General features: G+C 67.6%; 19 protein-coding genes. 10 read left to right on the top strand and 9 right to left on the bottom strand.

The features are described 5' to 3' along the window. Positions 1–4: 4 nt before the first annotated feature. Genes dprA through ACODTJ_RS22515 form a run of 4 tightly spaced genes read right to left on the bottom strand, consistent with a single transcriptional unit; the run spans position 5 to position 4,149 of the window. Complete coding sequence (gene dprA / locus ACODTJ_RS22530) at positions 5–1,222, bottom strand: DNA-processing protein DprA (RefSeq protein ID WP_454657344.1); 1,218 nt, start codon at positions 1,220–1,222, stop codon at positions 5–7. A gap of 7 nt (positions 1,223–1,229) precedes the next feature. After that, entirely contained in the window at positions 1,230–1,853 is a 624-nt protein-coding gene (gene plsY, locus ACODTJ_RS22525; RefSeq protein ID WP_488850112.1) for a glycerol-3-phosphate 1-O-acyltransferase PlsY, read from the bottom strand. A gap of 32 nt (positions 1,854–1,885) precedes the next feature. Then, a complete protein-coding gene (pyrC, locus tag ACODTJ_RS22520) occupies positions 1,886–3,187 on the bottom strand; it encodes a dihydroorotase (RefSeq protein ID WP_454657346.1) in 1,302 nt (433 codons plus the stop codon). 17 nt (positions 3,188–3,204) lie between these two features. Beyond that, positions 3,205–4,149, bottom strand: coding sequence for an aspartate carbamoyltransferase catalytic subunit (locus tag ACODTJ_RS22515; protein ID WP_454657347.1), 945 nt, complete (start codon positions 4,147–4,149; stop codon positions 3,205–3,207). 140 nt (positions 4,150–4,289) lie between these two features. On the opposite strand from ACODTJ_RS22515, the gene ACODTJ_RS22510 reads away from it, so the two are divergent. From ACODTJ_RS22510 to ACODTJ_RS22500, 3 genes are all read left to right on the top strand, one after another. Beyond that, the gene (locus tag ACODTJ_RS22510; RefSeq protein ID WP_454657348.1) at positions 4,290–5,414 is read left to right on the top strand and encodes a serine hydrolase domain-containing protein; all 1,125 of its coding nucleotides are present in this window, start codon (positions 4,290–4,292) and stop codon (positions 5,412–5,414) included. 362 nt (positions 5,415–5,776) lie between these two features. Beyond that, positions 5,777–8,452 (top strand): type I DNA topoisomerase, encoded by a 2,676-nt coding sequence (gene topA / locus ACODTJ_RS22505; protein WP_454657349.1) that lies wholly within the window; start codon positions 5,777–5,779, stop codon positions 8,450–8,452. A gap of 264 nt (positions 8,453–8,716) precedes the next feature. After that, on the top strand, positions 8,717–9,187 hold the full coding sequence (locus tag ACODTJ_RS22500; RefSeq protein WP_454657350.1) for an aminoacyl-tRNA deacylase: 471 nt from the start codon (positions 8,717–8,719) through the stop codon (positions 9,185–9,187). A 101-nt stretch (positions 9,188–9,288) separates the two neighbouring features. On the opposite strand, the gene ACODTJ_RS22495 is transcribed toward ACODTJ_RS22500, so the two are convergent. Further along, a complete protein-coding gene (locus ACODTJ_RS22495; protein WP_454657351.1) occupies positions 9,289–10,371 on the bottom strand; it encodes a DUF2778 domain-containing protein in 1,083 nt (360 codons plus the stop codon). A 461-nt stretch (positions 10,372–10,832) separates the two neighbouring features. On the opposite strand from ACODTJ_RS22495, the gene ACODTJ_RS22490 reads away from it, so the two are divergent. Beyond that, a complete protein-coding gene (locus ACODTJ_RS22490) occupies positions 10,833–12,095 on the top strand; it encodes an MFS transporter (RefSeq protein ID WP_454657352.1) in 1,263 nt (420 codons plus the stop codon). Positions 12,096–12,104: 9 nt separating this feature from the next. Here ACODTJ_RS22490 and ACODTJ_RS22485 read toward each other — a convergent pair whose 3' ends face one another. Beyond that, positions 12,105–14,429, bottom strand: a complete 2,325-nt coding sequence (locus ACODTJ_RS22485) for a bifunctional salicylyl-CoA 5-hydroxylase/oxidoreductase (RefSeq protein ID WP_454657353.1) — start codon at positions 14,427–14,429, stop codon at positions 12,105–12,107. 233 nt (positions 14,430–14,662) lie between these two features. On the opposite strand from ACODTJ_RS22485, the gene ACODTJ_RS22480 reads away from it, so the two are divergent. Genes ACODTJ_RS22480 through ACODTJ_RS22455 form a run of 6 tightly spaced genes read left to right on the top strand, consistent with a single transcriptional unit; the run spans position 14,663 to position 20,105 of the window. Next, positions 14,663–15,424: an SDR family NAD(P)-dependent oxidoreductase gene (locus ACODTJ_RS22480; RefSeq protein ID WP_454657354.1), complete on the top strand. Its 762-nt coding sequence runs from the start codon at positions 14,663–14,665 to the stop codon at positions 15,422–15,424. A gap of 1 nt (position 15,425) precedes the next feature. Then, positions 15,426–15,962 carry a MarR family winged helix-turn-helix transcriptional regulator gene (locus ACODTJ_RS22475; protein WP_454657355.1) on the top strand — a complete coding sequence of 179 codons (537 nt, stop codon included), beginning with the start codon at positions 15,426–15,428 and terminating at the stop codon, positions 15,960–15,962. Then, entirely contained in the window at positions 15,962–16,798 is an 837-nt protein-coding gene (locus tag ACODTJ_RS22470; protein ID WP_454657356.1) for an enoyl-CoA hydratase family protein, read from the top strand. The genes ACODTJ_RS22475 and ACODTJ_RS22470 overlap by 1 nt, the downstream gene beginning before the upstream one ends. A 1-nt stretch (position 16,799) precedes the next feature. Further along, positions 16,800–18,044 (top strand): acyl-CoA dehydrogenase family protein, encoded by a 1,245-nt coding sequence (locus ACODTJ_RS22465; protein ID WP_454657357.1) that lies wholly within the window; start codon positions 16,800–16,802, stop codon positions 18,042–18,044. Further along, positions 18,010–19,650 (top strand): benzoate-CoA ligase family protein, encoded by a 1,641-nt coding sequence (locus ACODTJ_RS22460; RefSeq protein WP_488850106.1) that lies wholly within the window; start codon positions 18,010–18,012, stop codon positions 19,648–19,650. The genes ACODTJ_RS22465 and ACODTJ_RS22460 overlap by 35 nt, the downstream gene beginning before the upstream one ends. Before the next feature lie 47 nt (positions 19,651–19,697). After that, the gene (locus tag ACODTJ_RS22455; RefSeq protein ID WP_488850104.1) at positions 19,698–20,105 is read left to right on the top strand and encodes a RidA family protein; all 408 of its coding nucleotides are present in this window, start codon (positions 19,698–19,700) and stop codon (positions 20,103–20,105) included. A 191-nt stretch (positions 20,106–20,296) separates the two neighbouring features. Here the strand turns inward: ACODTJ_RS22455 and ACODTJ_RS22450 are convergent, their stop codons facing one another. Genes ACODTJ_RS22450 through ACODTJ_RS22440 form a run of 3 tightly spaced genes read right to left on the bottom strand, consistent with a single transcriptional unit; the run spans position 20,297 to position 23,639 of the window. Continuing rightward, positions 20,297–21,931: a sulfate adenylyltransferase subunit 1 gene (locus tag ACODTJ_RS22450; RefSeq protein ID WP_454657360.1), complete on the bottom strand. Its 1,635-nt coding sequence runs from the start codon at positions 21,929–21,931 to the stop codon at positions 20,297–20,299. After that, positions 21,931–22,833 carry a sulfate adenylyltransferase subunit CysD gene (cysD, locus tag ACODTJ_RS22445; protein WP_454657361.1) on the bottom strand — a complete coding sequence of 301 codons (903 nt, stop codon included), beginning with the start codon at positions 22,831–22,833 and terminating at the stop codon, positions 21,931–21,933. Before cysD ends, ACODTJ_RS22450 begins: the two co-directional genes overlap by 1 nt. Beyond that, entirely contained in the window at positions 22,830–23,639 is an 810-nt protein-coding gene (locus ACODTJ_RS22440) for a phosphoadenylyl-sulfate reductase (RefSeq protein ID WP_454657362.1), read from the bottom strand. Before ACODTJ_RS22440 ends, cysD begins: the two co-directional genes overlap by 4 nt. Positions 23,640–23,654 lie beyond the last annotated feature (15 nt).

The following is a 23,654-nucleotide window of genomic DNA, read 5'->3' as shown; positions in this document are numbered from 1 at the left end:
GCGATCAGCGACGCAAACGCGTCAGCAAACCACCTGGATGGCGGGTGATCTCGCCATCCAGTTCCAACTCCACCAGCGTCCGATTAACCGCGCCGGCGCCCTGCCCGCTCGCGCGCACCAGATCGTCGAGGGCGACCGGCGTAGCGCCGAGCAGGTCCAGAACGACGCGCTTGAGCTGCAACCCGTCGGCGGTTTCTACTACTACTGAAGCCGGCGCCAGCGGGGCCGCATCCTCATCCTGCCCGGTGAAGTCCGGAGCCGGCAGCACCTCCGGAAGATCGAGCTCATCCCACATCGCCTCGCCGGCCGGGTCGCGTGGCTGCTCGCGCAGCAGCATCTGCGCCCCCGGCTCACGCTGCCGCAGAGGCTGCAAGGCCTCGATGACATGGGCGGCTTCAGCGCAAAGCGTCGCGCCCTCGCGAATGAGGTGGTTGCCGCCCTCGGCACGCGGGTCGAGCGGCGAGCCCGGCACGGCGAAGACCAGCCGGCCCTGCTCGTTGGCGAAGCGCGCGGTGATCAACGAGCCCGAGCGGCGCGCGGCCTCGATCACGACCGTGCCCAGCGACAGCCCTGAGACCAGGCGGTTACGGCGGGGAAAGTCGCGGGCCCGCGCGACCCAGCCGAGCGGCATCTCACTGACGATCGCACCGTGCTCCAGGATGCGGCGGGCGAGCGGAATGTTCTGCGGCGGATAGATCTGGTCGATCCCTCCGGCGAGCACGGCGACCGTGCCGGTCTCCAGGCTCGCCTCATGGGCGGCGGTGTCGATGCCGCGCGCGAGGCCCGAAACCACGTTGAAATCCGCCTCGCCGAGTTCGCGGGCAAGTCGCGCGGTGAACTTCATTCCCGCCGCGGAGGCATTGCGCGACCCCACAAGCGCCACACCGGATCGTTGCAGCACCTCGGCGCGACCGAGCACAGCAAGCAGGGGCGGAGCCGAATCGATCGCCTGCAAGGGCACGGGATACCCGGCCTCGCCGAGCGCGATGAAGCGGCCGCCTTGCCGCGACAGGCCGCCGAGTTCGCGCTCAGCCTCCCCGGCCGGGCAGATGCGGATAGTGCGGCCGGCCTGCCGGGCGAGGTCCGGCAGCGCGTCGAGCGCCGCGGCCGCGCCGCCGAAGCGGTTCATCAGGGAGCGGAAGCTGCGCGGGCCGATGCTCTCGCTGCGGATCAACCGCAACCAATCGAGACGCTGGCGATCGGAAAGGACGATCCCAGCCATGTCGCCGTCAGCCCTTCTGGCCGATCTTGCCTTCACGCCCGGCCAGCAACCGGGCGATATTCTCGCGGTGCATGATCCAGAGCAGGACGGTGAGAATTGCCATGACGACCGCCGCCTTGGGCATCCCGGCCCAGAACCAGAGCAGCAGCGGCGTCAGGACGCTGGCGACCAGCGCCGCGAGCGAGGAATAGCGAAACAGATAGGCCATGCTCAGCCAGATCGCGGCGAAGACGAGCGCGATCGAGGCCTTCACGCCGATCAGCACGCCGAGATAGGTCGCGACGCCCTTGCCGCCCTTGAAGCGCAACCAGACCGGGAAGAGATGGCCAAGGAAGGCGCCGACGCCCGCCGCCAGCGCAGCCTCCGGCCCACCGAGAAAACGCGCGCCGACCAGAACCGCCACGGTGCCCTTCAGCATGTCGCCGACGAGGGTGGCTGCCGCGAGCTTCTTGTTGCCGGTGCGCAGGACGTTGGTCGCGCCGATATTGCCGGAGCCGATGCTGCGCAGGTCCGGCCCGCCGGCGAGCCTGGTCAGGATGATGCCGAAGGGGATCGAGCCGAAGAGATAGCCGACGACGAGGGCAACCAGCGTGGCGGGGCCGGAGAGGCCCCAGTTCAGAACATCCGTCATGCCGCCCCTTTTCCCCGCCGTTCGCGGACAGCCTAGCCCGGCTCGGCTTCGTAAGCCACCCGGCCGCCGACGAAGGTCGCGGCGACGATGCCTTCAAGGCGCGCCTCGTCGAAGGGCGAGTTCTTGGCGCGCGACTTGAGCTTGCGCTTGTCGACGACGAAGGGCGCCTCGGGATCGAAGAGCACGAGGTCGGCGGGCGCGCCGATGGCGAGCCTGCCGGCGGAAAGGCCGATCAGCGCGGCCGGCCGCGCCGAGAGCGCGGCGAGCAATTGCGGCAGGCCGATCTGCCCGGCCTGGACCAGGCGCTGGGCAGCCGAGAGCATGGTTTCGATGCCGAGCGCGCCATCCGCGCATTCGGAGAAGGGCTGGCGCTTGGTCTCGACGTCCTGCGGGTCGTGGTCGGAGACGACGACGTCGATCACGCCCTCGGCCAGCGCCGCGACCATGGCAAGGCGATCGTCCTCGTGGCGCAGCGGCGGCGTGACCTTGCAGAAGGTGCGATACTCGCCGACATCGTTCTCGTTGAGGGTGAGATTGTTGATCGAGACGCCGCAGGTGACGCGCACGCCGTCCTGCTTGGCGCGACGCACGAGCTCGACCGATTCCGCGCAGGAGATCATCGCGGCGTGGTAGCGGGCACCACTGGCGCGGGCGAGGCGGATGTCGCGCTCCAGCATCACCGTCTCGGCTTCGATCGGAATGCCCGGCAGGCCCTTGCGGCTGGCGAATTCGCCGTCGTTCATCACGCCGGAACCGCGCAGATCGGGATCCTCGACATGGTTCATGATCAGGGCGTCGAAATTGCGCGCATAGATCATGGCGCGGCGCATGACCTGCGGATTGCGAAGCCCCTTGGCGCCATCGCAGAAGGCGACCGCTCCGGCCTCCAGCAACAGGCCGAACTCGGTGATCTCCTTGCCTTCCAACCCCTTGGTCAGGGCAGCGCAGGAGAGGACGTTGACGACGGCCTTGTCGCGGGCGCGGCGCTTGACGAAATCGATGATCGCGGGGTCGTCGATCACCGGATTGGTATCCGGGCGGCAGACCACGGTGGTGACGCCGCCGGCGGCGGCGGCGTGAGAGCCGGTGCCGAGCGTCTCGCGGAATTCGGCGCCGGGCTCGCCGAGGAAGGCGCGCAGATCGACGAGGCCCGGCGTCAGAACCTGCCCCTTCGCATCGATGCGGCGCACGCCCTCACCCGTCGCGGGCGCGCCTTGCCATTCAACCGCGGCGATCGCGCCGTCGCGGATGAGAACGGAGCCAGTGCCTTCGCGCCCGGTGGCCGGGTCGATCAGGCGCGCGTTGACGATTGCGATGTCCTGCGTGTCAGCCATGTTCGGTCTCTTTACGCTCAGACATTCGGCAGATGCTGGGCCAGCGCGTCGAGCACCGCCATGCGGACGGCGACGCCCATCTCGACCTGCTCGCGGATCAACGACTGGGCACCGTCGGCGACGGCCGAGGAAATCTCGACGCCGCGATTCATCGGGCCGGGATGCATCACCAGCGCGTCAGCTTGAGCCCGCGCCAGCTTCTCCTGATCGAGCCCGTAATAGCGGAAATACTCCTTCGCCGACGGCACGAAGGCGCCGTTCATGCGCTCGAGCTGAAGGCGCAGCATCATGACGATGTCGGCGCCCTCCAGGCCCTTGTTCATGTCGGTGAAGACCTCGACGCCCATGCGCTCGATGCCGGGCGGCAGCAGCGTCGTCGGCGCGATCAGGCGAACCTTCGCGCCGAGCGCATTGAGCAGAATGATGTTGGAGCGGGCGACGCGCGAATGCAGGATGTCGCCGCAGATCGCCACCGTCAGGCCCTGGATGCGGCCCTTGTTGCGACGGATCGTCAGCGCGTCGAGCAGGGCTTGCGTCGGATGCTCATGGGCGCCGTCGCCGGCATTGATCACCGAGCAGCCGACCTTGCGGGCGAGCAGGTTGACCGCGCCGGCCGCATGGTGTCGCACGACGATGATGTCGGGGCGCATCGCGCTGAGCGTCGCGGCGGTATCGATCAGCGTCTCGCCCTTCTTCACCGAAGAGAAGGCGACGGACATGTTCATCACATCGGCGCCCAGGCGCTTTCCGGCGAGTTCGAAGGAGGCCTGCGTCCGCGTCGAGGGCTCGAAGAACAGGTTGATCTGGGTGCGGCCGCGCAGGGCCGTCGTCTTCTTCTCGACCTGCCGGGAGAGGGAGACATAGTCCTCCGCCCGGTCCAATAGCGCTTCGATGTCCAGATGGGACAACCCCTCGATCCCGAGGAGATGGCGGTGCGGATAGAGCGGTGCTGGCGATGTCATTTGAAGCAGGCTGTTTAGGCGCGAGTCGGGCGCGGCGCAAGCGCGTCCCGACAGGGAGGGCACATGTCCTGTGGGTCGTGGAGCTTTCGGCCAAACGGCGCTACCAATCGGGTTTTCCGCCGCTCGCTGAGGATGCCGCCTTGTCCAGCCCGACCGATGCCTTCGTCCCCGCCCCCGATGGCGCCCTCTGGCAGACGATCGCGCCCGCCAAGGCCGGCTTCGACGCTGAGAAGCTGAAGGCCGCGGTCGATTTCGCCCGCGAGCAGGAGAGTCCCTGGCCGCGCAGCCTGTACTATCCGGACGGCAGCTATGTCGGGAATGTCGAGTGGAACGAGCGCGGCCCCTGGACCGAGATCGTCGGCCCGGTGCGCGAGCGCGGCGGCCCGGCCGGCCTCATCCTGAAGGGAGGGCGCATCGTCGCCGAATGGGGCGACACCGCCCGCACCGACATGACCTTCTCGATCGCCAAGAGCTATCTCTCGGTGCTCGCCGGCATCGCCTTCGACGATGGCCTGATCAAGGATGTCGACGAGGCGGTCGGCGCCACCGTCGCCGGCCCGGTCTTTTCCGGCGCGCATAACGGTCAGATCACCTGGCGCCACCTGTTGCAGCAGTCGAGCGAATGGCAGGGCGAGATCTTCGGCAAGTCCGATCAGGTCGACCATAATCGCCAGATCGGCCCCGGCGCCGACAACAGCCGCAAGGGCCAGCGCCGCGAGCTCAAGACGCCCGGCACGTTCTACGAGTACAACGATGTGCGCGTGAACGTGCTGAGCTACGCGCTGCTCGAGCGCTTCCGCCGGCCCCTGCCGGAGGTGCTGCGCGAGCGGGTCATGGACCCGATCGGCGCCTCGCCGGACTGGCGCTGGGAGGGCTACTCTTCCTCCTTCACGGAGGTTGACGGGCGCTCGATCCAGTCGGTGCCGGGCGGCGGCCATTGGGGCGGCGGGCTCTTCATCGGCGCGCGCGACCATGCCCGCTTCGGCCTGCTGATCGGCCGCCAAGGCGACTGGGGTGGCCGGCAGATCCTGTCGCGCGACTGGGTCAGGCGCATGCTGACGCCCTCGCCCACCCTGACCAACTACGGCTATCTCTGGTGGCTCGCGGCGCGCCCGGGCATCCCTGCCAAATCCTTCTCGGCGCTCGGCGCCGGCAGCAACGTGATCTGGGTCGATCCCGAGCAGGACGTCGTCGCGGTGCTGCGCTGGATCAACGGCGCCCAGACCGATGGCTTCATCGACCGGCTGGTGGCGGCGCGAGCCTGAGGGCCCCGCCCTCCCCGTCATGCTCGCCTCTGTGGCGAGCATCCACGTCTTGAACACAATCAGTCATCGATGAAGACGTGGATGGTCGGGACAAGCCCGACCATGACGAAAGCGGGCAGCCCCTTGGCGGTGGTGCGGAGCGATCGCTTCTTCGCTTGCAAAGCCTGCGATCGCCCCCATGTCTCACCGCTGCATCAGCGGGCCGGCGATCGTCGTCACCACCCATTCGGGGTTTGACACGGCGGGCGCGCTGAACCACCTTCGCGCGCAAATCCGAACCGCAGCGGTCTTGCGGGTCGCGGGACCGCCCTTCAGGGCCGGCTCCGCGCTCTGATCAAGGCTGTCATCGAGACACGAAAATCATGAAGCTCCTCGTCGTCGAGTCGCCGGCCAAGGCCAAGACGATCAACAAGTACCTGGGCTCCGACTACGAGGTCATCGCCTCGTTCGGGCATATCCGCGACCTGCCGGCCAAGGACGGCTCGGTCGAGCCCGACAACGACTTCTCCATGAAATGGGAGATCGAGGGCCGAGGCGCCAAGCAGGTCGCCGAGATCGCGCGCGCCGTGAAGGGCGCCGAAAAGCTGATCCTCGCAACCGACCCGGATCGCGAGGGCGAGGCGATCTCCTGGCATGTGCTGGAGGCGCTGAACCAGAAGAAGGTGCTGAAGGGCATCCCCGTCGAGCGCGTCACCTTCAACGCCGTGACCAAGGACGCCGTGCAGAAGGCGCTGGCCAATCCGCGTGCGATCGACCAGGCGCTGGTCGATGCCTATCTGGCGCGCCGGGCGCTCGACTATCTCGTCGGCTTCACGCTCTCGCCGGTGCTGTGGCGCAAACTGCCGGGCGCGCGCTCGGCCGGCCGCGTGCAGTCGGTGGCGCTACGCCTCGTCTGCGACCGCGAGCGCGAGATCGAGGCCTTCCGGGCCCGCGAATACTGGTCTCTGGTCGCGACGCTAGCCACCGAATCCGGCCAGACCTTCGAGGCCCGCCTCGTCGGCGCCGACGGCAAGAAGATCGCCCGGCTCGATATCGGCAACGAGGAGGAGGCCAAGGCCTTCAAGGCGGCGTTGGAAACCGCGCTCTTCACCGTCAGCGAGGTCGAGGCCAAACCGGTCAAGCGCCATCCGCAGCCGCCCTTCCAGACCTCGACGCTGCAGCAGGAAGCCTCCCGCAAGCTCGGCCTCGCCCCGGCGCGGACGATGCAACTCGCACAGCGCCTCTATGAAGGCGTCGATATCGGCGGCGAAACCGTCGGCCTGATCACCTATATGCGTACCGACGGCGTCGACATGGACGGCTCGGCGATCGCCGCGGCGCGCCGCGTCATCGGCAAGGAGTTCGGCGACAAATACGTCCCGAACGCCCCGCGGAAGTACACCGTCAAGGCCAAGAACGCGCAGGAGGCACACGAGGCCATCCGCCCGACCGATCTCAGCCGCCTGCCGGCGATGGTCGCACGCCATCTCGAACCCGAGCAGGCGAAGCTCTATGAACTGATCTGGAAGCGCACCATCGCGAGCCAGATGGAATCGGCCGAGATGGAACGCACCACGGTCGACATCGCGGCCAAGGTCGGCGCCCGCAACCTCGACCTGCGCGCCTCCGGACAGGTCGTGCTCTTCGACGGCTTCCTGACGCTCTATCAGGAGAGCCGCGACGACGAGGAAGACGAGGACTCGAAGAAGCTGCCGGCGGTGAAGGCGGGCGACAAGCTGGAGAAGCGCGACATCGCCGCCGACCAGCATTTCACCGAGCCGCCGCCGCGCTTCTCGGAAGCCAGCCTGGTCAAGCGAATGGAAGAGCTCGGCATCGGCCGGCCCTCGACCTATGCCGCGACGCTCTCGACGCTGCGCGACCGCGAATATGTCCGCATCGAGAAGAAGCGCCTCGTGCCCGAGGACAAGGGCATGCTGGTGACGTCGTTCCTGGAGAGCTTCTTCAAGCGCTATGTCGAGTTCGACTTCACGGCGAATCTCGAGGAGAAGCTCGACCGCGTCTCCAATGCCGAGATCGACTGGAAGGCGCTGCTGCGCGAGTTCTGGGAGGAATTCCAGGCCTCGATCGGCGAGACCAAGGATCTGCGTGTCGGCGACGTGCTGGAGGCGCTGAACGGCATCCTCGGCGAGTATATCTTCCCGCAGAAGGCCGACGGCTCCGACCCGCGGGTGTGCCCGACCTGCGGCAACGGCCAGCTTTCGCTCAAGCTCGGCAAATTCGGCGCCTTTGTCGGTTGCTCGAACTACCCGGAATGCCGCTATACGCGCCCGCTCTCCGTCCCTACCGCCGATGGCGAGGCCAGCACTGAGGGCGGCCAGGGCGCGCCGGGCGTGCGCATCCTCGGCACCGACCCGGTGACCAATCTCGAAGTCACGCTGCGCGACGGGCGCTTCGGCCCCTATATCCAGCTCGGCGAGGGCGAAAAGCCCAAGCGCTCCAGCCTGCCCAAGGGCATGAGCCCGGCCGGCGTCACGCTGGAGAAGGCGCTGGCGCTGCTCTCGTTGCCGCGCGAAGTGGCGCGGCACCCCGAGAGCGGCGAGCCGATCCTCGTCGGCATCGGACGCTTCGGGCCCTACGTCCAGCACGGCAAAGTCTACGCCAATATCGACAAGGACGACGACGTGCTCGAACTCGGCGCCAACCGCGCCATCGACCTGATCGTCGCCAAGGAGAGCGGCGGTGGGCGCGGCGGCAGGGCGGCGACGCCGGGCCGGGCGCTCGGCGACCATCCCGCCGGCGGTGCTCTGGAGGTCAAGGCCGGCAAATACGGCCCCTATGTCGCCTGGGGCAAGATTTTCGCGACCCTGCCCAAGACGATGACGGCCGAGAGCGTCACGCTGGAACAGGCGATCGAGCTGGCGAACGCCAAGGCCGAGGCAAAGGGCGGCAAGGGCAAACCGAAGGCCGCTGCAGGCGCAGCCAAGGCCAAGGCGCCGGCCAAGAAGCCTGCTGCGAAGAAGGCCCCGGCCAAGAAGGCGACCGGAGACGTGGCCGAAAAGGCACCGGCCAAGAGCAGGGCCAAGGCGGCGAGCGGCTGATCCGAAAAGGGGCTGCCCGCCAGTCGTCGTTAGTCCCGGGCGCCCTCCTCGAGCCCGGCCTTCGGTCGGCCCGGGGACAAGCTCCGTGCGGACCCGGGAGTGACGCCAACCGGCATGCAGAGTCTTGCATGAGGTGCCCGGGTTCAGCCCGGGCATGACGACGCCTGGCGACCCGGTCCTGCCCTGCGCAGCCGTTGACTTCACCAGCGATGGGAGGAGGATACCTGCTCTGATGCGTCACCGTGCAAGAGAGGGGCGCCTATCATGACCATCGCAAAGAAGCTCCAAAGCTACATCGACGGCCAAGGCATCGCCTATGACACCGTCGCCCACCATCGAACGGCCACCAGCAGCCAGGCGGCACAGGCGGCCCATATTCCCGGCAGCAAGCTAGCCAAATCGGTCGTCGTCCATCACGAGACCGGCTATGTGCTCGCCGTCGTGCCGAGCACGCACCGGATCGAGCTTTCGCGCCTGCAGGCCATGATGGAGAAGCGGCTCGGCCTCGCCTCCGAGGATGAAATCGGCTCGCTGTTCTCCGATTGCGACATCGGCGCCGTGCCACCGGTCGGATCGGCCTATGACGTGCCGGTGATCCTCGACAAGAGCCTGGGCGACGCCAAGGAAGTCTATTTCGAAGGCGGCGACCACCGGACCTTAGTGCATGTCAGCGGTGCCGACTTCCGCAGCCTGATGAAGGATGCGCGGGTCGCAAGCTTCAGCCATCCGTCCTAGGGCTTTGATCCATCGCCGGCTTGGCGGGAAACGGACGCTCTCCGGGGTGCAGCATGGCGAAAACCCGGACCTCGGGCGGCAGCAGGCGCGCCGACCGCAGGTCAGGCGTTTCCGGCGACCACCACGATGCGCTTGACCTCGCCGCGCAGGAAGGCCTGCAGGAAGCGATCATAGTCCTTGAACGAGATGCAGCCGTTCGAGTCGCCGCGCGGCCCGAGCAGATAGGTATGGGCGAGCAGGCCGGTGCGGCCATGGATGGCGCCGCTGCCGCCGACCGGGTGGAGACGGATTGCGCGCACGCCGTGGAACAGGGCCTCGCGCTCGGTCAGCGTGTAGGTATGCGGCGGGGTGACGCCTTTCATCCGGACATGGGCATAACGGATATCGTCCATCATCTCGCCGAAGCCGGAATGCGCCTCCAGCCGCTCGCCGTTGGGCATGTAGACCATCTTGGCGGCGATATCGTAGATCGCCGTGCCGGCCTCGGCGGTGCGCGTCGGCGTTCCGACCGAGGGGCTCAAGCGAGTGATGCGGCCGCGGTCGATGATGTCGTCCTGCGGCGCGGCATAGGCGAGCGCGGTCCCGGCCGGCTCGGCCTGCTTCTGCACGCCGAACAGCTTCTCGAAGAAGTTGCGGTTGTCCTCGGGCGTCGGCGCGGATGCGGCGGCCGTGCGGTTGCGGCGCGGCGTCGTCGGCTGGGCGACGCGCGGCTGGAGCTGCTGCGGCTGCTGGGGATCGGCCTTCGGCAGCAGGTCGAGCGGACGCGGCACCGGAAGGGGCGCGGCCTTCTCTGCCAGCGTGACCGGCGGCTGCGGCGGCAGCGGCAGGGCAGGTTCGGCGGCGGCGAGAGAAGACGGCGGCTGCGCGGCCGGCTGGAAGGCGGAACGGACCGGAGCGCCCTGCACGAAGCTCGAGCCCTTGCCATCCGACAGGCCGGGATTCAGCAGGCCGCTATAGGCTGGCGCCTGCTGCGCGACGCGGGTAGAGGAAACCTTGCGGGCATTCGCCGAGGAGGCGTTGTCGGCATCCGTGCCGGGAGCACCCTGCCCCAGCATCCAGAAGCCGGACATGGCACCACCGCTCAGGGCGATGGCGAGGAAAAGCCCCTTCAGCAGGGGCCGGCGCCGGCGGCGGGGCCGCACATAGGGCGCGCCACCTTCCCGGACATAGGTCGCATAGGTCATCCGCCGCACTCTCGATACGCTTACGCCACGCCCGGCGGCCGCAGGCACAGCGTTGCCGCACGCGCCCCGATAAAGCCGGGCGCGATGCACGTCGCGATGTGACAGAGCATGCCGGGAGAACTCAAACCTCGTTCCGTATCGATAAGGCGCTGCCTTGGTTAATCGCCGGTGAACCGCATCGATAAATTTTCGCGTTTCGCGCGCGGCGGAGCAGGCTTCGGCGCGGAGATGCATGACCATCGAAAGACGGCGCGATCGGGCCCGGAGAGTGGAGGAAAAAAGACGAGGATTTTTCGCGAGCTGCCCCGATTGGCCCACCTTTTCCGGCGAGGTTGCAATCTCAGCCCATTTTTCCCAAACCGGCCTTCGAATCGGATATGTCGCAAGCATCGCAACCGCAGGAGTTGCAGCCGCCGGAATCGCGGGATTCCAGCGCGCCTGCGCCGGAGGCCGGGACCGCCGTGAGCCAGCCAGCCGAGCCGAGGACGAGTTCCGTCGCAGCGCTCGGCGCGATCGTCAGCGGGGCGCTGATCCTGCAGATCGCGTCGACCATCGTGAACACGGTCGTGCCGCTGAAGATGGCGCTGGAGCAGAAGGCGCCGCTCCTGATCGGTCTCGTCGGCTCGGCCTATTCCGTCGGCTTCCTCGCCGGCTGCTTCGTGATACCGGCGTTCATCCGCCGCGTCGGGCATATCCGCGCCTTCGCAGTCTTCGCCGCCCTGCAGGCGGTCTTCACCATCAGCTTCGCGCTGACGCCGCTCGATATCTGGGGCATCTCGCGGCTCGGCATGGGTTTTGCCGGCGCCGGGCACGCGATCTGCATCGAGAGCTGGATCAGCGGCCAGGCCAAGGCCGGCCAGCGCGGGCGGCTGTTCGGCTTCTACCAGATCCTCAACCGCCTGGCGCTTATCGGCTCGCAGATCGGCGTCGGCTACGTCTCGCTGCAGTCACACGACATCTTCCTGCTGGCGAGCGCGACCTTCTCCATCGCGCTGATCCCGGTCGGCATGACCCGCGCCAAGGGGCCGGAATCGGGCGAGGTCGTTTCGGTCCGCCTCAACACGATGTGGCAATATGCGCCAGCCTCCGTGATCGGCTGCCTCTATGTCGGCCTGATGGGTGGCGCGCTGACCAATATCGCACCGGCCTATGGCATCCTGATCGGCCTCGACCAGGCCTGGGCGATCCTGCTCACCGCCGGCATCCAGATCGGCGCGCTCGTGCTGCAATGGCCGCTCGGGCTCCTGGCGGACCGCGTCGACAGCCGCAAGATCATGCTGAGCGCCACCGGCTCGGTCGTACTCTGCTCGCTGGCGCTCGGAGCGGTGCTCTGGTTCTCCGTTCCCCATACGCGCTTCTGGCTGTTCGGGCTGTTCGCCCTGATCGGCGCCGGCGCGATGCCGATCTACACCGTCGCCGTCGCGCATGCCTATTTCCGGCTCGGCCGCGAACGCGCGCTCGGCCTCTCCGCTCAGTTGCTGTTCCTCTGGGCGGTGGGCTCCGCGATCGGCCCGCTGGTTGCTGCCGCCTTCATGCAGGCCGCGGGGCCGAACGGGCTCCTGGCCTATCTCGGCCTGCTCTCGGCGGCCGCGGCGGCCTATCTCGCCTTCCGGCTGCGGCGCAACCCGCCCTCGGCCAACCCGTTCGGCGAGCGCAAGCCGATGGCGCCGACCATCCCCGACGTCTCGCCTTCGGGACGCCGGAGCGAGGCCGAAGGGAATTAGGCGGCGGCCTTATTTCGCGACCGCGTGGCGGCTCGGCTTGGCCTTGAGTTTGAGCTCTTCCAGATCCTGCCGTTCGCGCGGCGTGTTGCGCATGAGCTGGTCCTTGCCGGGCCCGTACTGCACCGGCTGATCGGTATCGACGCCGTACCAGGCGGCGGCACGCAGCACGAAGGACGGGTCGGCCAGATGCGGGCGCCCGAGCGCCACGAGATCGGCACGGCCGGCGGCGACGATGGTGTTGACCTGATCGGCGGAGGTGATGTTGCCGACGCACATGGTCGCGACCTCGGCCTCGTTGCGGATGCGGTCCGAGAACGGCGTCTGGAACATGCGGCCATAGACAGGGCGCGATTCCCGTGCGGTCTGGCCGGTCGAGACGTCGACGAGGTCGCAACCCTCGGCCGCGAAAGCCTCGGCGATCGCGACGGAATCCGCCGCTGAGAGACCGCCTTCGACCCAGTCGGTCGCGGAGATGCGCACCGACATCGGCTTCTCGCGCGGCCAGGCCTCGCGCAGTGCCCGGAACACTTCCAGCGGATAGCGCAGACGGTTCTCGACCGGGCCGCCGTACTCGTCCGTGCGCTTGTTGGTCAGCGGCGAGAGGAAGCTGGCGAGCAGATAGCCATGGGCGCAGTGCAGCTCCAGCATGTCGAAGCCGGCGCGCTCGCCACGCTCGGCGGCGGCGACGAACTCGGCCTTGACCCGGTCCATCTCGGCGCGGGTCATCTCGCGCGGCACCTGGCTTTCCGGATAATAGGGCAGCGGCGAAGCCGAGACGATCGGCCAGGCGCCTTCCGGCAGAGGCCGGTCCATGCCCTCCCACATCAACCTGGTCGCGCCCTTTCGCCCGGCATGCCCGAGCTGGAGGCAGATCTTCGCGGCGGAATTCGCGTGAACGAAAGCCGTGATCCGCTTCCAGGCTGCCTCCTGCTCGTCATTCCACAAACCGGTGCAGCCGGGGGTGATGCGGGCGTCCGGCGCGACGCAGGTCATTTCGGTGAAGATCAGGCCGGGGCCGCCGATGGCGCGCGAGCCGTAATGCATCAGATGCCAGTCGCCCGGCAGGCCGTTATCAGCCGAATACTGGCACATCGGCGAGAGCGTCATGCGGTTCTCGACCCGCATCTCGCGCAGCTTGAAGGGCTGGAAGGCCGGCGGGACGGGCGAGCCGTCCTTGCGCCGCTTCGCGAGGTCTCCGAGCCCATCGGCGACGAGCCCGTCGACGGCCGAGACCATCTCCGGAGCGCGCAGGGCCAGATTGTCATAGGTGATCGCCTTGGAGCGGGTCATCAGGCCGAAGGCGAAGCGCAGCGGCTCGAAATCCCAGAAGCGCTTCAATTCCTCGAACCAGACCAGCGAGACATCCGCCGCATGCTGGGTCTTCTCGACCTCCTCGCGGCGCTGCGTCTCGAACAGCTTCAGGCCGGCCGCGACATCGAGCTTCGCCTGCCCCATCGCCTTGTGCAGGGCGATGGCGTCCTCCATCGCGAGCTTGGTGCCGGAGCCGATCGAGAAATGCGCGGTCGCCTTGGCGTCGCCGATCAACACGACGTTCTCGACCACCCAGTTGCGGCAGCGGATCATCGGGAAATTGCGCCAGAGCGAGCGGTTGGTGATGAGCTTGTGGCCTTCGAGTTCCTCGGCGAAGACGCCTTCGAGAAAGGCGGCCGACTGCGCCTCGTCCATGGCGCCGAGGCCCGCCCTCGCGAAGGTCTCGGGGTCGGTCTCCAGCACCCAAGTCGAGCGGCCGGCCTCGTACTGATAGCAATGGGCGATGAAGACGCCGTGCTCCGTCTCCTTGAAGAAGAAGGTGAAGGCGTCGAAGGGGCGGGTCGAGCCCATCCAGGTGAAATGGTTCGGGCGCAGGTCGGTCTGCGGCTGAAAGCGCTCGCGCCAGTTCTCGCGGATGCGGCTATTGATGCCGTCGGCACCGACGACGAGATCGTAGTCGCGCTTCAAGGTCTCGGCATCGGCGATCTCGCTGCCGAAATGCAGGTTGACGCCGAGCTCGCGCGCCCTCGCCTGCACCAGCATCAGCAGCGAGCGGCGCGAGCAGCCGCAGAAGCCGTTGCCGGGCACGCGGTAGCTGTCACCCTTGAAGTGGATTTCGATGTCGTCCCAATAGGCGAAATTATCGCGGATCGCGGCATAGCTCTGCACATCCGCCGCCCTGAAGGTGTCGAGCGTCTGGTCGGAGAAGACCACGCCGAAGCCGAACGTGTCGTCGGGCTGGTTGCGCTCGAAGACGTCGACCGTCAGCTCCGGCCAGTCCCGCTTCATCAGGAGCGCGAAATAGAGCCCCGCTGGCCCTCCGCCCACGACCGCGATACGCATCGACGCCTCCATCGGGAAACCGGCCGACCCGGCTTGAGAAATTATTTTAAGCCTAAAATGTTTTTTGCCTCAAGAGGCATTTGCGGTGCCTCGAACAGGAGAGCACCTATCCGATATGGTGATTTGCAGCGCAGGAAGCGATTTTGCTTTGCAGAATGCCCCTGCTCCGCGGCCACCATTAGCCCGCTTGCAAATTCCTTCAGACTTAAAATATATTTGCCGCCGGAGGTCGAATGGCCATGACACTGCAGGGACAGCGTGCACTGGTAACAGGTGGCGGACGCGGGATCGGCCGGGCCATTGCCGCCGCACTGACGCAGGCCGGAGCCAAGGTCAGCATCCTCGGACGCGACGAGGCGACCTTGAAGGAGGCCGTCGCCAACGGGGCCGCGGCCGATTGGGCGGCCTGCGATGTGCGCGACGAAGCCTCGGTCTCCGCGGCGCTCGACCGGCTTTCCCGCCAGCATGCCTTCGATATCGCCATCGCCAATGCAGGGGCGGTCGAGACCGGCCCGTTCATGCGTAGCGACAGCGAGCGTTTCCGCCGGATGCTCGACATCAACCTGATCGGCACGGTGAACCTGTTCCACGCCACGTTGCCGGCGATGCTGGAGCGCCGTCGCGGGCGGTTGATTGCCATCGCCTCAACCGCCGGGCACCGCGGCTACCCCTATGTCAGCGCCTATACGGCGGCGAAGCACGCCGTGGTCGGGTTGGTGAAGTCACTGGCGCTGGAGACGGCGCGCTCTGGCGTCACTGTGAACGCCGTCTGCCCGGGCTATGCCGACACGGACATGGCGACCGCCAGCATCGACAATGTCGCGACCAAGACCGGCAAGAGCCGCGAGGAGGCGCTTGCAGCCATGATCAAGGACAATCCGCAGGGACGGCTGATCGCACCGGAAGAAGTCGCGGCCGCCGTGCTCTATCTCTGCGGACCGGGCAGCGATGCCGTCACCGGCCAGTCGCTGCTCGTCAATGGCGGGGAGTTCTGAGATGGAGACACCTCCCTCTTCACTCATCCTCGACCGCGAGACCAAGGCGAGCGAGCGCCCCGGCGACCACAAGGACGAGTTGCGCCTCTGGCTGCGGATGCTGACCTGCTCGACCCTGATCGAGACCGAGATCCGCAATCGCCTGCGCGAGGAATTCAAGACCACGCTGCCGCGCTTCGACCTGATGGCGCAACTCGACAAGAGCGTGGTCGGCATGACCGTCGGCGAGGTGTCGCAGCGCCTGATGGTCTCGAACGGCAATGTCACAGCCGTCGTCGCCGGGCTCGTGACCGACGGGCTCGTCGACAAGCGCTCCGCTCCGCAGGACCGGCGGGTGCAGATCCTCACCCTGACGGCGCAGGGCCGCAAGGTCTTCCGCACCATGGCCGAGCGCCATGAGGACTGGATCGCCGAGTTGTTCGCCGGGCTCGACCAGCCCGCCATCGCGCAGCTTTTCCGACTGCTCGGGGACACCAAGACCTCGCTGCATCGCGCCATCGCGGGGCGGGCTGGCGAAGCCGCCAAGGGAGACGCCTGATGGCAGAGATCGCCAACGCCACCACCCTGCCTGTCGCGAGCTTCACGCCGGAGCATTTCAGCCTCTCGGTCTCCGGCAAGGTCGCGACGGTGACGCTGAACCGGCCTGAGAAAAAGAATCCGCTGACCTTCACAAGCTACCGCGAACTCACGGATTTCTTCCTTGCGGCCCAGAAGGAGGAAGAGGTCAAGGCGATCGTCGTCACCGGCGCCGGCGGCAATTTCTCCTCGGGCGGCGATGTCTTCGAGATCATCGGGCCGCTGGTCGCGATGGAGACCAAGGACCTGCTCAAATTCACCCGGATGACCGGCGAGCTGGTCAAGGCAATGCGGGCCTGCCCGCAGCCGATCATCGCCGCGATCGACGGCGTCTGCGCCGGCGCGGGCGCCATCGTCGCGATGGCCTCCGATCTCCGTCTCGGCACGGCCGGAGCCAAGATTGCCTTCCTGTTCAACCGCGTCGGGCTTGCCGGCTGCGACATGGGCGCCTGCGCGATGCTGCCGCGCATCATCGGCCAAGGCCGCGCCGCCGAGCTGCTCTATACCGGCCGCGTGCTCAAGGGCGAGGAAGCGGAGCGCTGGGGCTTCCTCAACCGCATCTGCGCGCCGGAGGCCGTTTTGATCGAGGCGCAGACGCTCGCCGCCGAACTGGCTGACGGGCCGACCTTCGCCAATGCCATGACCAAGCGCATGCTCGAAATGGAATGGGCGATGTCGGTCGAGAGCGCGATCGAGGCGGAAGCCGTGGCGCAGGCGCTCTGCATGCAGACAGAGGATTTTTCCCGCGCCTACCACGCCTTCTCCAACAAGCAGAAGCCGGTCTTCGAGGGCAACTGAGATGGGCAGCGCTTCCCCCCTCGGCCTCGACATCCTCGGCGATACGCTGGACTGGCCGTTCTTCGGGGAGAGCCATCGCGCTTTCGCCGAGGAATTGTCCGGCTGGGCCGATTCCTATCTCGCTGACCTGCCGCATGACGATGTCGACGAGGCCTGCCGTGCGCGCGTCGCGGCTTTGGGTGCCGCCGGCTTCCTGAAGGCGGCCGTGCCGGCGGCCTATGGCGGGCTCTCCGACAAGCTCGATGTCCGCACGCTCTGCCTCGCCCGCGAGATTTTGGCCGCGCATGACGGGCTCGCCGATTTCGCCTTCGCCATGCAAGGGCTCGGCACCGGCTCGATCTCGATCGCCGGCTCCGAGACGATGAAGCAGCGTATCCTGCCGGACGTCGCGGCCGGCAAACGCATCGCCGCCTTCGCCCTCTCCGAGAAGGAAGCCGGCTCCGACGTCGCCGCTATGGCGACGACCGCGACGCCGGACGGCCATACCCATGTCCGCATCGACGGCGAGAAGAGCTGGATCTCGAATGGCGGCATTGCCGACCATTACGTCGTCTTCGTTCGCACCGGCGAGGCACCCGGCGCGCGCGGGCTCTCCGCCTTCCTGGTCGAGGCCGGTACGCCCGGCCTGACCATCGCCGAACGTATCGAGGTGATTGCGCCGCATCCACTGGCGACCCTGCGCTTCGAGGGCTGCCGCGTGCCGCTCGAAAACCGCATCGGCGGGCCCGGCGACGGCTTCAAGGTCGCGATGGCGACGCTCGACATCTTCCGCTCGACGGTCGGCGCCGCCGCGCTCGGCTTCGCAAGGCGGGCGCTGCACGAGACGCTGGCGCATGCCAATGGCCGCAAGCTCTTCGGCGGCACGCTCGGTGATCTCCAGCTCTCGCAGGCCGCCATCGCCGAGAGCGCCGCCGAGGTCGATGCCGCAGCCCTGCTCGTCTATCGCGCCGCCTGGACCAAGGACCGTGGCGCGGCCCGCGTCACCCGCGAAGCGGCGCTGGCGAAACTCATCGCGACCGAGAACGCCCAGCGCGTGATCGACCGGGCCGTCCAGATCCATGGCGGACTCGGCGTCACCAAGGGCGTCAAGGTGGAGGAACTCTACAGGGAGATCAGGGCGCTGCGCATCTACGAGGGTGCGAGCGAGGTCCAGAAGGTCGTGATCGCGCGCGACCTGCTCAAGACACATGCCGGAAAGGCAGGGGAACGGAATGACAGCAACCGGATTCGCGAGATCGGGGCATAAGGACAGCTTCGCGCGGGACAACCTGCCGCCGCGCGAAAGCTGGCCCGATCTGAGACTGGAAGAAGCAGGGCTCGCCTATCCCGAGCGGCTGAACTGCGTCGCGGAGCTGCTCGACCGGCATATCGCCGAGGGGCGCGGCGGGCGCACGGCGGTGATCGCCAACGATCTGCACTGGAGCTATGCCGATCTTGCCGAGCGGGTGAACCGCATCGCCAATGTGCTGACGCGCGATCTCGGCATGGTCAGTGGCAACCGCGTGCTGCTGCGCGCCGGCAACACGCCGATGATGGTCGCCGCCTATCTCGCCGTGATCAAGGCCGGCGGCGTCGCCGTCGCGACCATGCCGATGCTGCGGGCTGGCGAGCTCGCCTATCCCCTGCGCAAGGCCAGGATCGCGCTCGCGCTCTGCGACCACCGCCTCACCGCCGAGTTGGAGAGCGCCAGGGCGCAAGTGCCGGAACTTGCCCGCATCGTCGCCTTCGGCAGCGACGGCAGCGAGCTGGAAGCGCTGATGGCGCAGCCGGGCTATGAGACGTTCGAAGCCGCCGACACGGCGCGCGACGATGTCTGCCTGATCGCCTTCACTTCCGGCACCACCGGCGAGCCCAAGGGCACGATGCATTTCCACCAGGACATGCTGGCGATCTGCGACTGCTATGGCACGCGCGTGCTGAAGGCCTCGCCGGACGATCGCTTCACCGGCTCGCCGCCGCTGGCCTTCACCTTCGGGCTCGGCGGGCTCGTGCTCTTCCCGATGCGGATCGGCGCCGCGATGGTTCTGCCCGAGAAGGCCGGCCCGGCCGATCTGATCGACGCGGTCGAGCGCCACAAGGTCAGCGTCGTCTTCACCGCACCGACCGCCTATCGCGCCATGCTCGACAAGCTCGACGGGCGCGACATTTCCTCGCTCAGGATCTGCGTCTCGGCCGGCGAGGCGCTGCCCAAGGCGACTTTCGACGCCTGGCAGGCGCGGACCGGCATGAAACTGCTCGACGGCATCGGCGCGACCGAGATGCTGCACATCTTCATCGGCGCGCCGCGTGAGGCGATCCGGCCGGGTTCCACCGGGATTCCGGTGCCGGGCTACGAGGCGAAGATTGTCGATGCCGAAGGGCGCGACGCGCCGGACGGCACGCCCGGGCGCCTCGCCGTGCGCGGCCCGACCGGCTGCCGCTATCTCTCGGATGCCCGACAAGCGAAATACGTCCTCGACGGCTGGAACATCACCGGCGACACCTATCTGCGCGATACGGACGGCTATTTCTGGTACCAGGCCCGTTCCGACGACATGATCGTCTCGGCCGGCTACAACATTGCGGGGCCCGAGGTCGAAGCCTGCCTGCTGACCCATGAGGCGGTAGCGGAGTGCGGCGTGGTCGGCGCGCCCTGCCCCGAGCGCGGGCAGATCGTGAAGGCCTATGTCGTGCTGCGCGAGGGCGTCACCGGCGATGCGGCGATGGCCAAGGCGCTGCAGGAGCATGTGAAGGCCGGTATCGCGCCCTATAAATACCCGCGCGCCATCGAATTCGTCGAAGCCCTGCCCAAGACCGCGACCGGCAAGCTGCAACGCTTCGCGCTGCGCCAGATCGCGCACGGCGAGACCTGATTTTCCGTCCAACAGAGCCTGAACGGCCGAAACCGAGGCGACACGCCATGTCCGAACTTCCGCAATCCCGTGCCATCCTGCCCGAAGGCTGGCCGCAGCCGCGCGGCTATGCCAACGGCATGGTGGCCGAAGGCCGTGTGCTGGTGACCGGCGGGCTCGTCGGCTGGGATGCGCAGGGCGTCTTCGCCAAGGGCTTCATCCCTCAGCTTCGCCAGACCTTCATCAACATCAAGGCGGTGGTCGAGGCCGGTGGCGGGCGCGTCGAGGATATCGTGCGGCTGACCTGGTACGTCACGGATATCGCGACCTATCGTGCCAGCCTCAAGGATATGGGCCCGGCCTATCGCGAGGTGTTCGGCCGGCATTTCCCGGCGATGGCCGTGGTCGCGGTGACGGCGCTGGTCGAGCCGGAGGCGCTGCTGGAGATCGAGGCGACGGCGGTGGTCGCGCGGTAGCGTGCAAGTTGCCGAGATAAAGCCGGAGCCTCGGTTGTCATTCCGGGGCTTCGCGGAGCGAAGAACCCGGAACCCACGAGCGGGTGAACCGCCGGCAGCCGAGCGTTGAATGTCTCACCCAGTCATGGGTTCCGGGTTCACGCCTGCGGCGTGCCCCGGAATGACAAAAGGGGAAGAAAGACCCGCCGTCGTCAGATCCCCGCGCCGTCCTGCAAGGTCCCGGCCGGCGCCTTGCGCCAGAGCCGCATATGCAGTGCCCGCAAGCCCGGCCGAAGCAGGATGTCGCCGAAGGCCAGCGCCAGGGACGCCGCCGCATTGGCCGTCAAGGCGAAAGCCGCCGCGAACAGCCCGGCCGTGCTCAGCACGCGCCAGCTCACGCCGGCAAGCCAGGCCCTGCGATCCGGCGTGCCCGACCGGCCGACGATGCGGATGACGCCACGCTGCGCCCGCGCCAGCGCCCCGCCCTCGCCAACCGCACGCTGGGCATCATTCTCTCCCGGCTCGACGAAGCCGAAGGCCACCGTCTCGTTGCTGATGCGATCGATCAGGATGAAGCCGCCGAGCTCGTGGCTTCGGGCATAGGGCAGCGAGACCAGGGGACGATCCAGCCTCAGCGTCACCAGACCGATGCCGTTCATGCCCAGGCTCTGCGCCGGCAGCGCCTGGAAGCCCTCGATATCGATGCTGTGATGCAGCGTCTCGACCGTGGCATTGGCGCTCTGCGTCGCGAGCTTGACGATGAACTGGCCGCCTTCGAGCATGGCGCGCTCGCCGGTCCAGAGCAGCCGCGCCTTGAGGCCCCGGCTGACCGGCAATGCCGCGCCGACTGCTGCGATGACATCGCCGCGCGAGATGTCGATATCGTCTTCCAGCGTCACCGTCGCGGCCTGGCCGGCGGCGATCTGGCTGGCCTCGCCGGCAGCACCGATCAAGCGCGCGATGCGGCTGGTGCGGCCGGACGGCAATGCGACGACGGGATCGCCAACGCGGGCGCGGCCGGCGACGGGCGTGCCGGCATAACCACGGAAATCGAGATCGGGCCGGTTGACCCATTGCACCGGCAGGACGAAGCCCTCGTCGGCCGGCGCGGCGCGCGCGATCGCGACGCTTTCGAGATAGGGCAGCAGCGCCGCCCCGTCATACCAGGGCATCAGCGCCGACGGGCGCATGACGTTCTCGCCATCGCGCGCCGAGACCGGGATGAACTGGATCGAGGCGAAGCCGAGGTTTTGCACCGCCGCGCGATAGTCGGTGGCGATCCGCTCGAAGACGGCGGCGTCATAGCCGACGAGATCCATCTTGTTGATGGCGACCACGACATGGCGGACACCGACCAGCGAGACGATGAAGGAGTGGCGCCGCGTCTGCGGCAGCAGGCCTTTGCGCGCATCGACCAGGATGATGGCGAGATCGGCGGTCGAGGCGCCGGTCGCCATGTTGCGGGTATATTGCTCGTGGCCGGGCGTGTCGGCGACGATGAAGCTGCGCGTCTGCGTCGCGAAATAGCGATAGGCGACATCGATGGTGATGCCCTGCTCGCGCTCGGCCGAGAGACCGTCGACCAGCAGTGCGAAATCGGGCGCTTCGCCCTGGGTGCCGAACTTGCGTGAATCGCTGTCGAGCGCGCTGAGCTGGTCGTCGAAGACCGCGCCGGCCTCGTAGAGCATGCGGCCGATCAAGGTCGACTTGCCGTCGTCGACCGAGCCGCAAGTGATGAAGCGCAGCAGCGAATGCTGCCCGGTTTCGCTGGTGGCGGGCGCATCATTGGCCGGAAGCGGTGCCTGCGCCGGCCTCAGTGTCTTCTTCTTGGCGAGCGCGAAGCCCATCAGAAATAGCCTTCCTGCTTTTTCTGTTCCATCGAGCCGGAGCCGTCATGGTCGATGACGCGGCCCTGCCGCTCGGAGGATCGGGAGGAGCGCATCTCGGCGATGATGTCGGAGAGGTTCGCCGCCTCGCTCTCGACCGCGCCGGTCAACGGATAGCAGCCCAGCGTGCGGAAGCGGACCATGCGGGTTTCGACGGCCTCGCCGGGCCGCAGTTCCATGCGCTCGTCGTCGCGCATGATCCAGGCGCCACCACGCTGCACGACGGGGCGCGGCGCCGCGAAATAGAGCGGCACGACCGGGATGTTCTCCAGCGCGATGTAGTCCCAGACGTCGCGCTCGGTCCAGTTCGAGAGCGGAAACACACGGAAGCTCTCGCCGCGATGCTTGCGGGTGTTGAAGAGCTGCCAGGGCTCCGGGCGCTGGTTCTTCGGGTCCCAGCGATGCTCGGGCGAGCGCAGCGAGAAGACCCGCTCCTTGGCCCGACTCTTCTCCTCGTCGCGGCGCGCGCCACCGAAGGCCGCATCGAACTTGTGGAGGTCGAGCGCCTGCTTCAGCCCTTGCGTCTTCATCACATCGGTATGGACGCGCGAGCCGGAGGCGAAGGGGTTGATCCCGGCCTCGACGCCCTCGCGATTGATATGGACGATCAGGTCGAGCCCGAGCCGCTTTGCGGTTTCGTCGCGGAAGGCGATCATCTCGCGGAACTTCCAGGTCGTGTCGACATGGAGCAGCGGAAACGGCGGCCTGGCCGGATAGAACGCCTTCATCGCGAGGTGCAGCAGGACGGCCGAATCCTTGCCGATCGAATAGAGCAGCACCGGCTTGTCGCAGGTCGCCGCGACCTCGCGGATGATGAAGATCGCTTCCGCCTCGAGCTTCTGGAGATGGCTGAGCTGGATCATTGGCGCACCTCCGCGGCCGAGCGCGCGGCGCGCGCCAGCTTGCCGTCCTGCCCGACATGCAGGCCGCATTCCCTGGCCGCGTCGTCCTCCCACCACCAGCGCCCGGCCCGCTCGGGCTCGCCGGGGCGAATGGCGCGGGTGCAGGGCTGGCAACCGATCGAGAGGAAACCCTGCCCGTGCAGCGGGTTGAGCGGCACGGCGTTCTCCTTCGCGAAGGCGAGCGCGCGCTCACGCGTCCAATCGATCAACGGGCTCGCCTTGACGAGGCCGCGGGCCGCATCGGCCTCCGCCAGCTTTACCCCGCCGCGAGCCGCCGACTGGTCGGCGCGCAGGCCGGTCAGCCAGATATCGGCGCCGGCGAGTGCACGGCCGAGCGGCTCGACCTTGCGGATCTCGCAGCAGGATTTGCGGGCATCGCGCGAGGCATAGAAGCCGTTGATGCCGTTCTGGCGGACATGGAGCTCAAGCGTGTCATGACGCGGGTAGTAAGGACGGATCAGGATGCCATAGCGCTCCTCGGTCTCCTGCCAGAGCGCATAGACTTCGGGGAAGAGCCGGCCGGTATCGAGCGTCGCAAAGGTGACCGGGAGCTTCGCCGTCGCGATGAAATGGGTGAGGACCTGGTCCTCAAGGCCGAAGGAGGTGGTGAAGACCACCCGGCCCTGCGCCTCTCCGACGATGCCGGCAAGACGCCCGGCAACATCCGCCTTGCCGAACGCCGCATCGAGCGCGGCTGCGCGATGCGCCAGCAGCGCCTCTGCCGGCGTGGTCGCGGTGGGTTCGTCCGAGCCGAAGCCATTCGCCATGGTCGTGGCCGCCTG

This window comes from Allobosea sp. FG18, from assembly GCF_057809495.1.
Note: the sequence above shows the minus strand (reverse complement) of the source record. Positions and strands in the feature narration are given on the sequence as shown.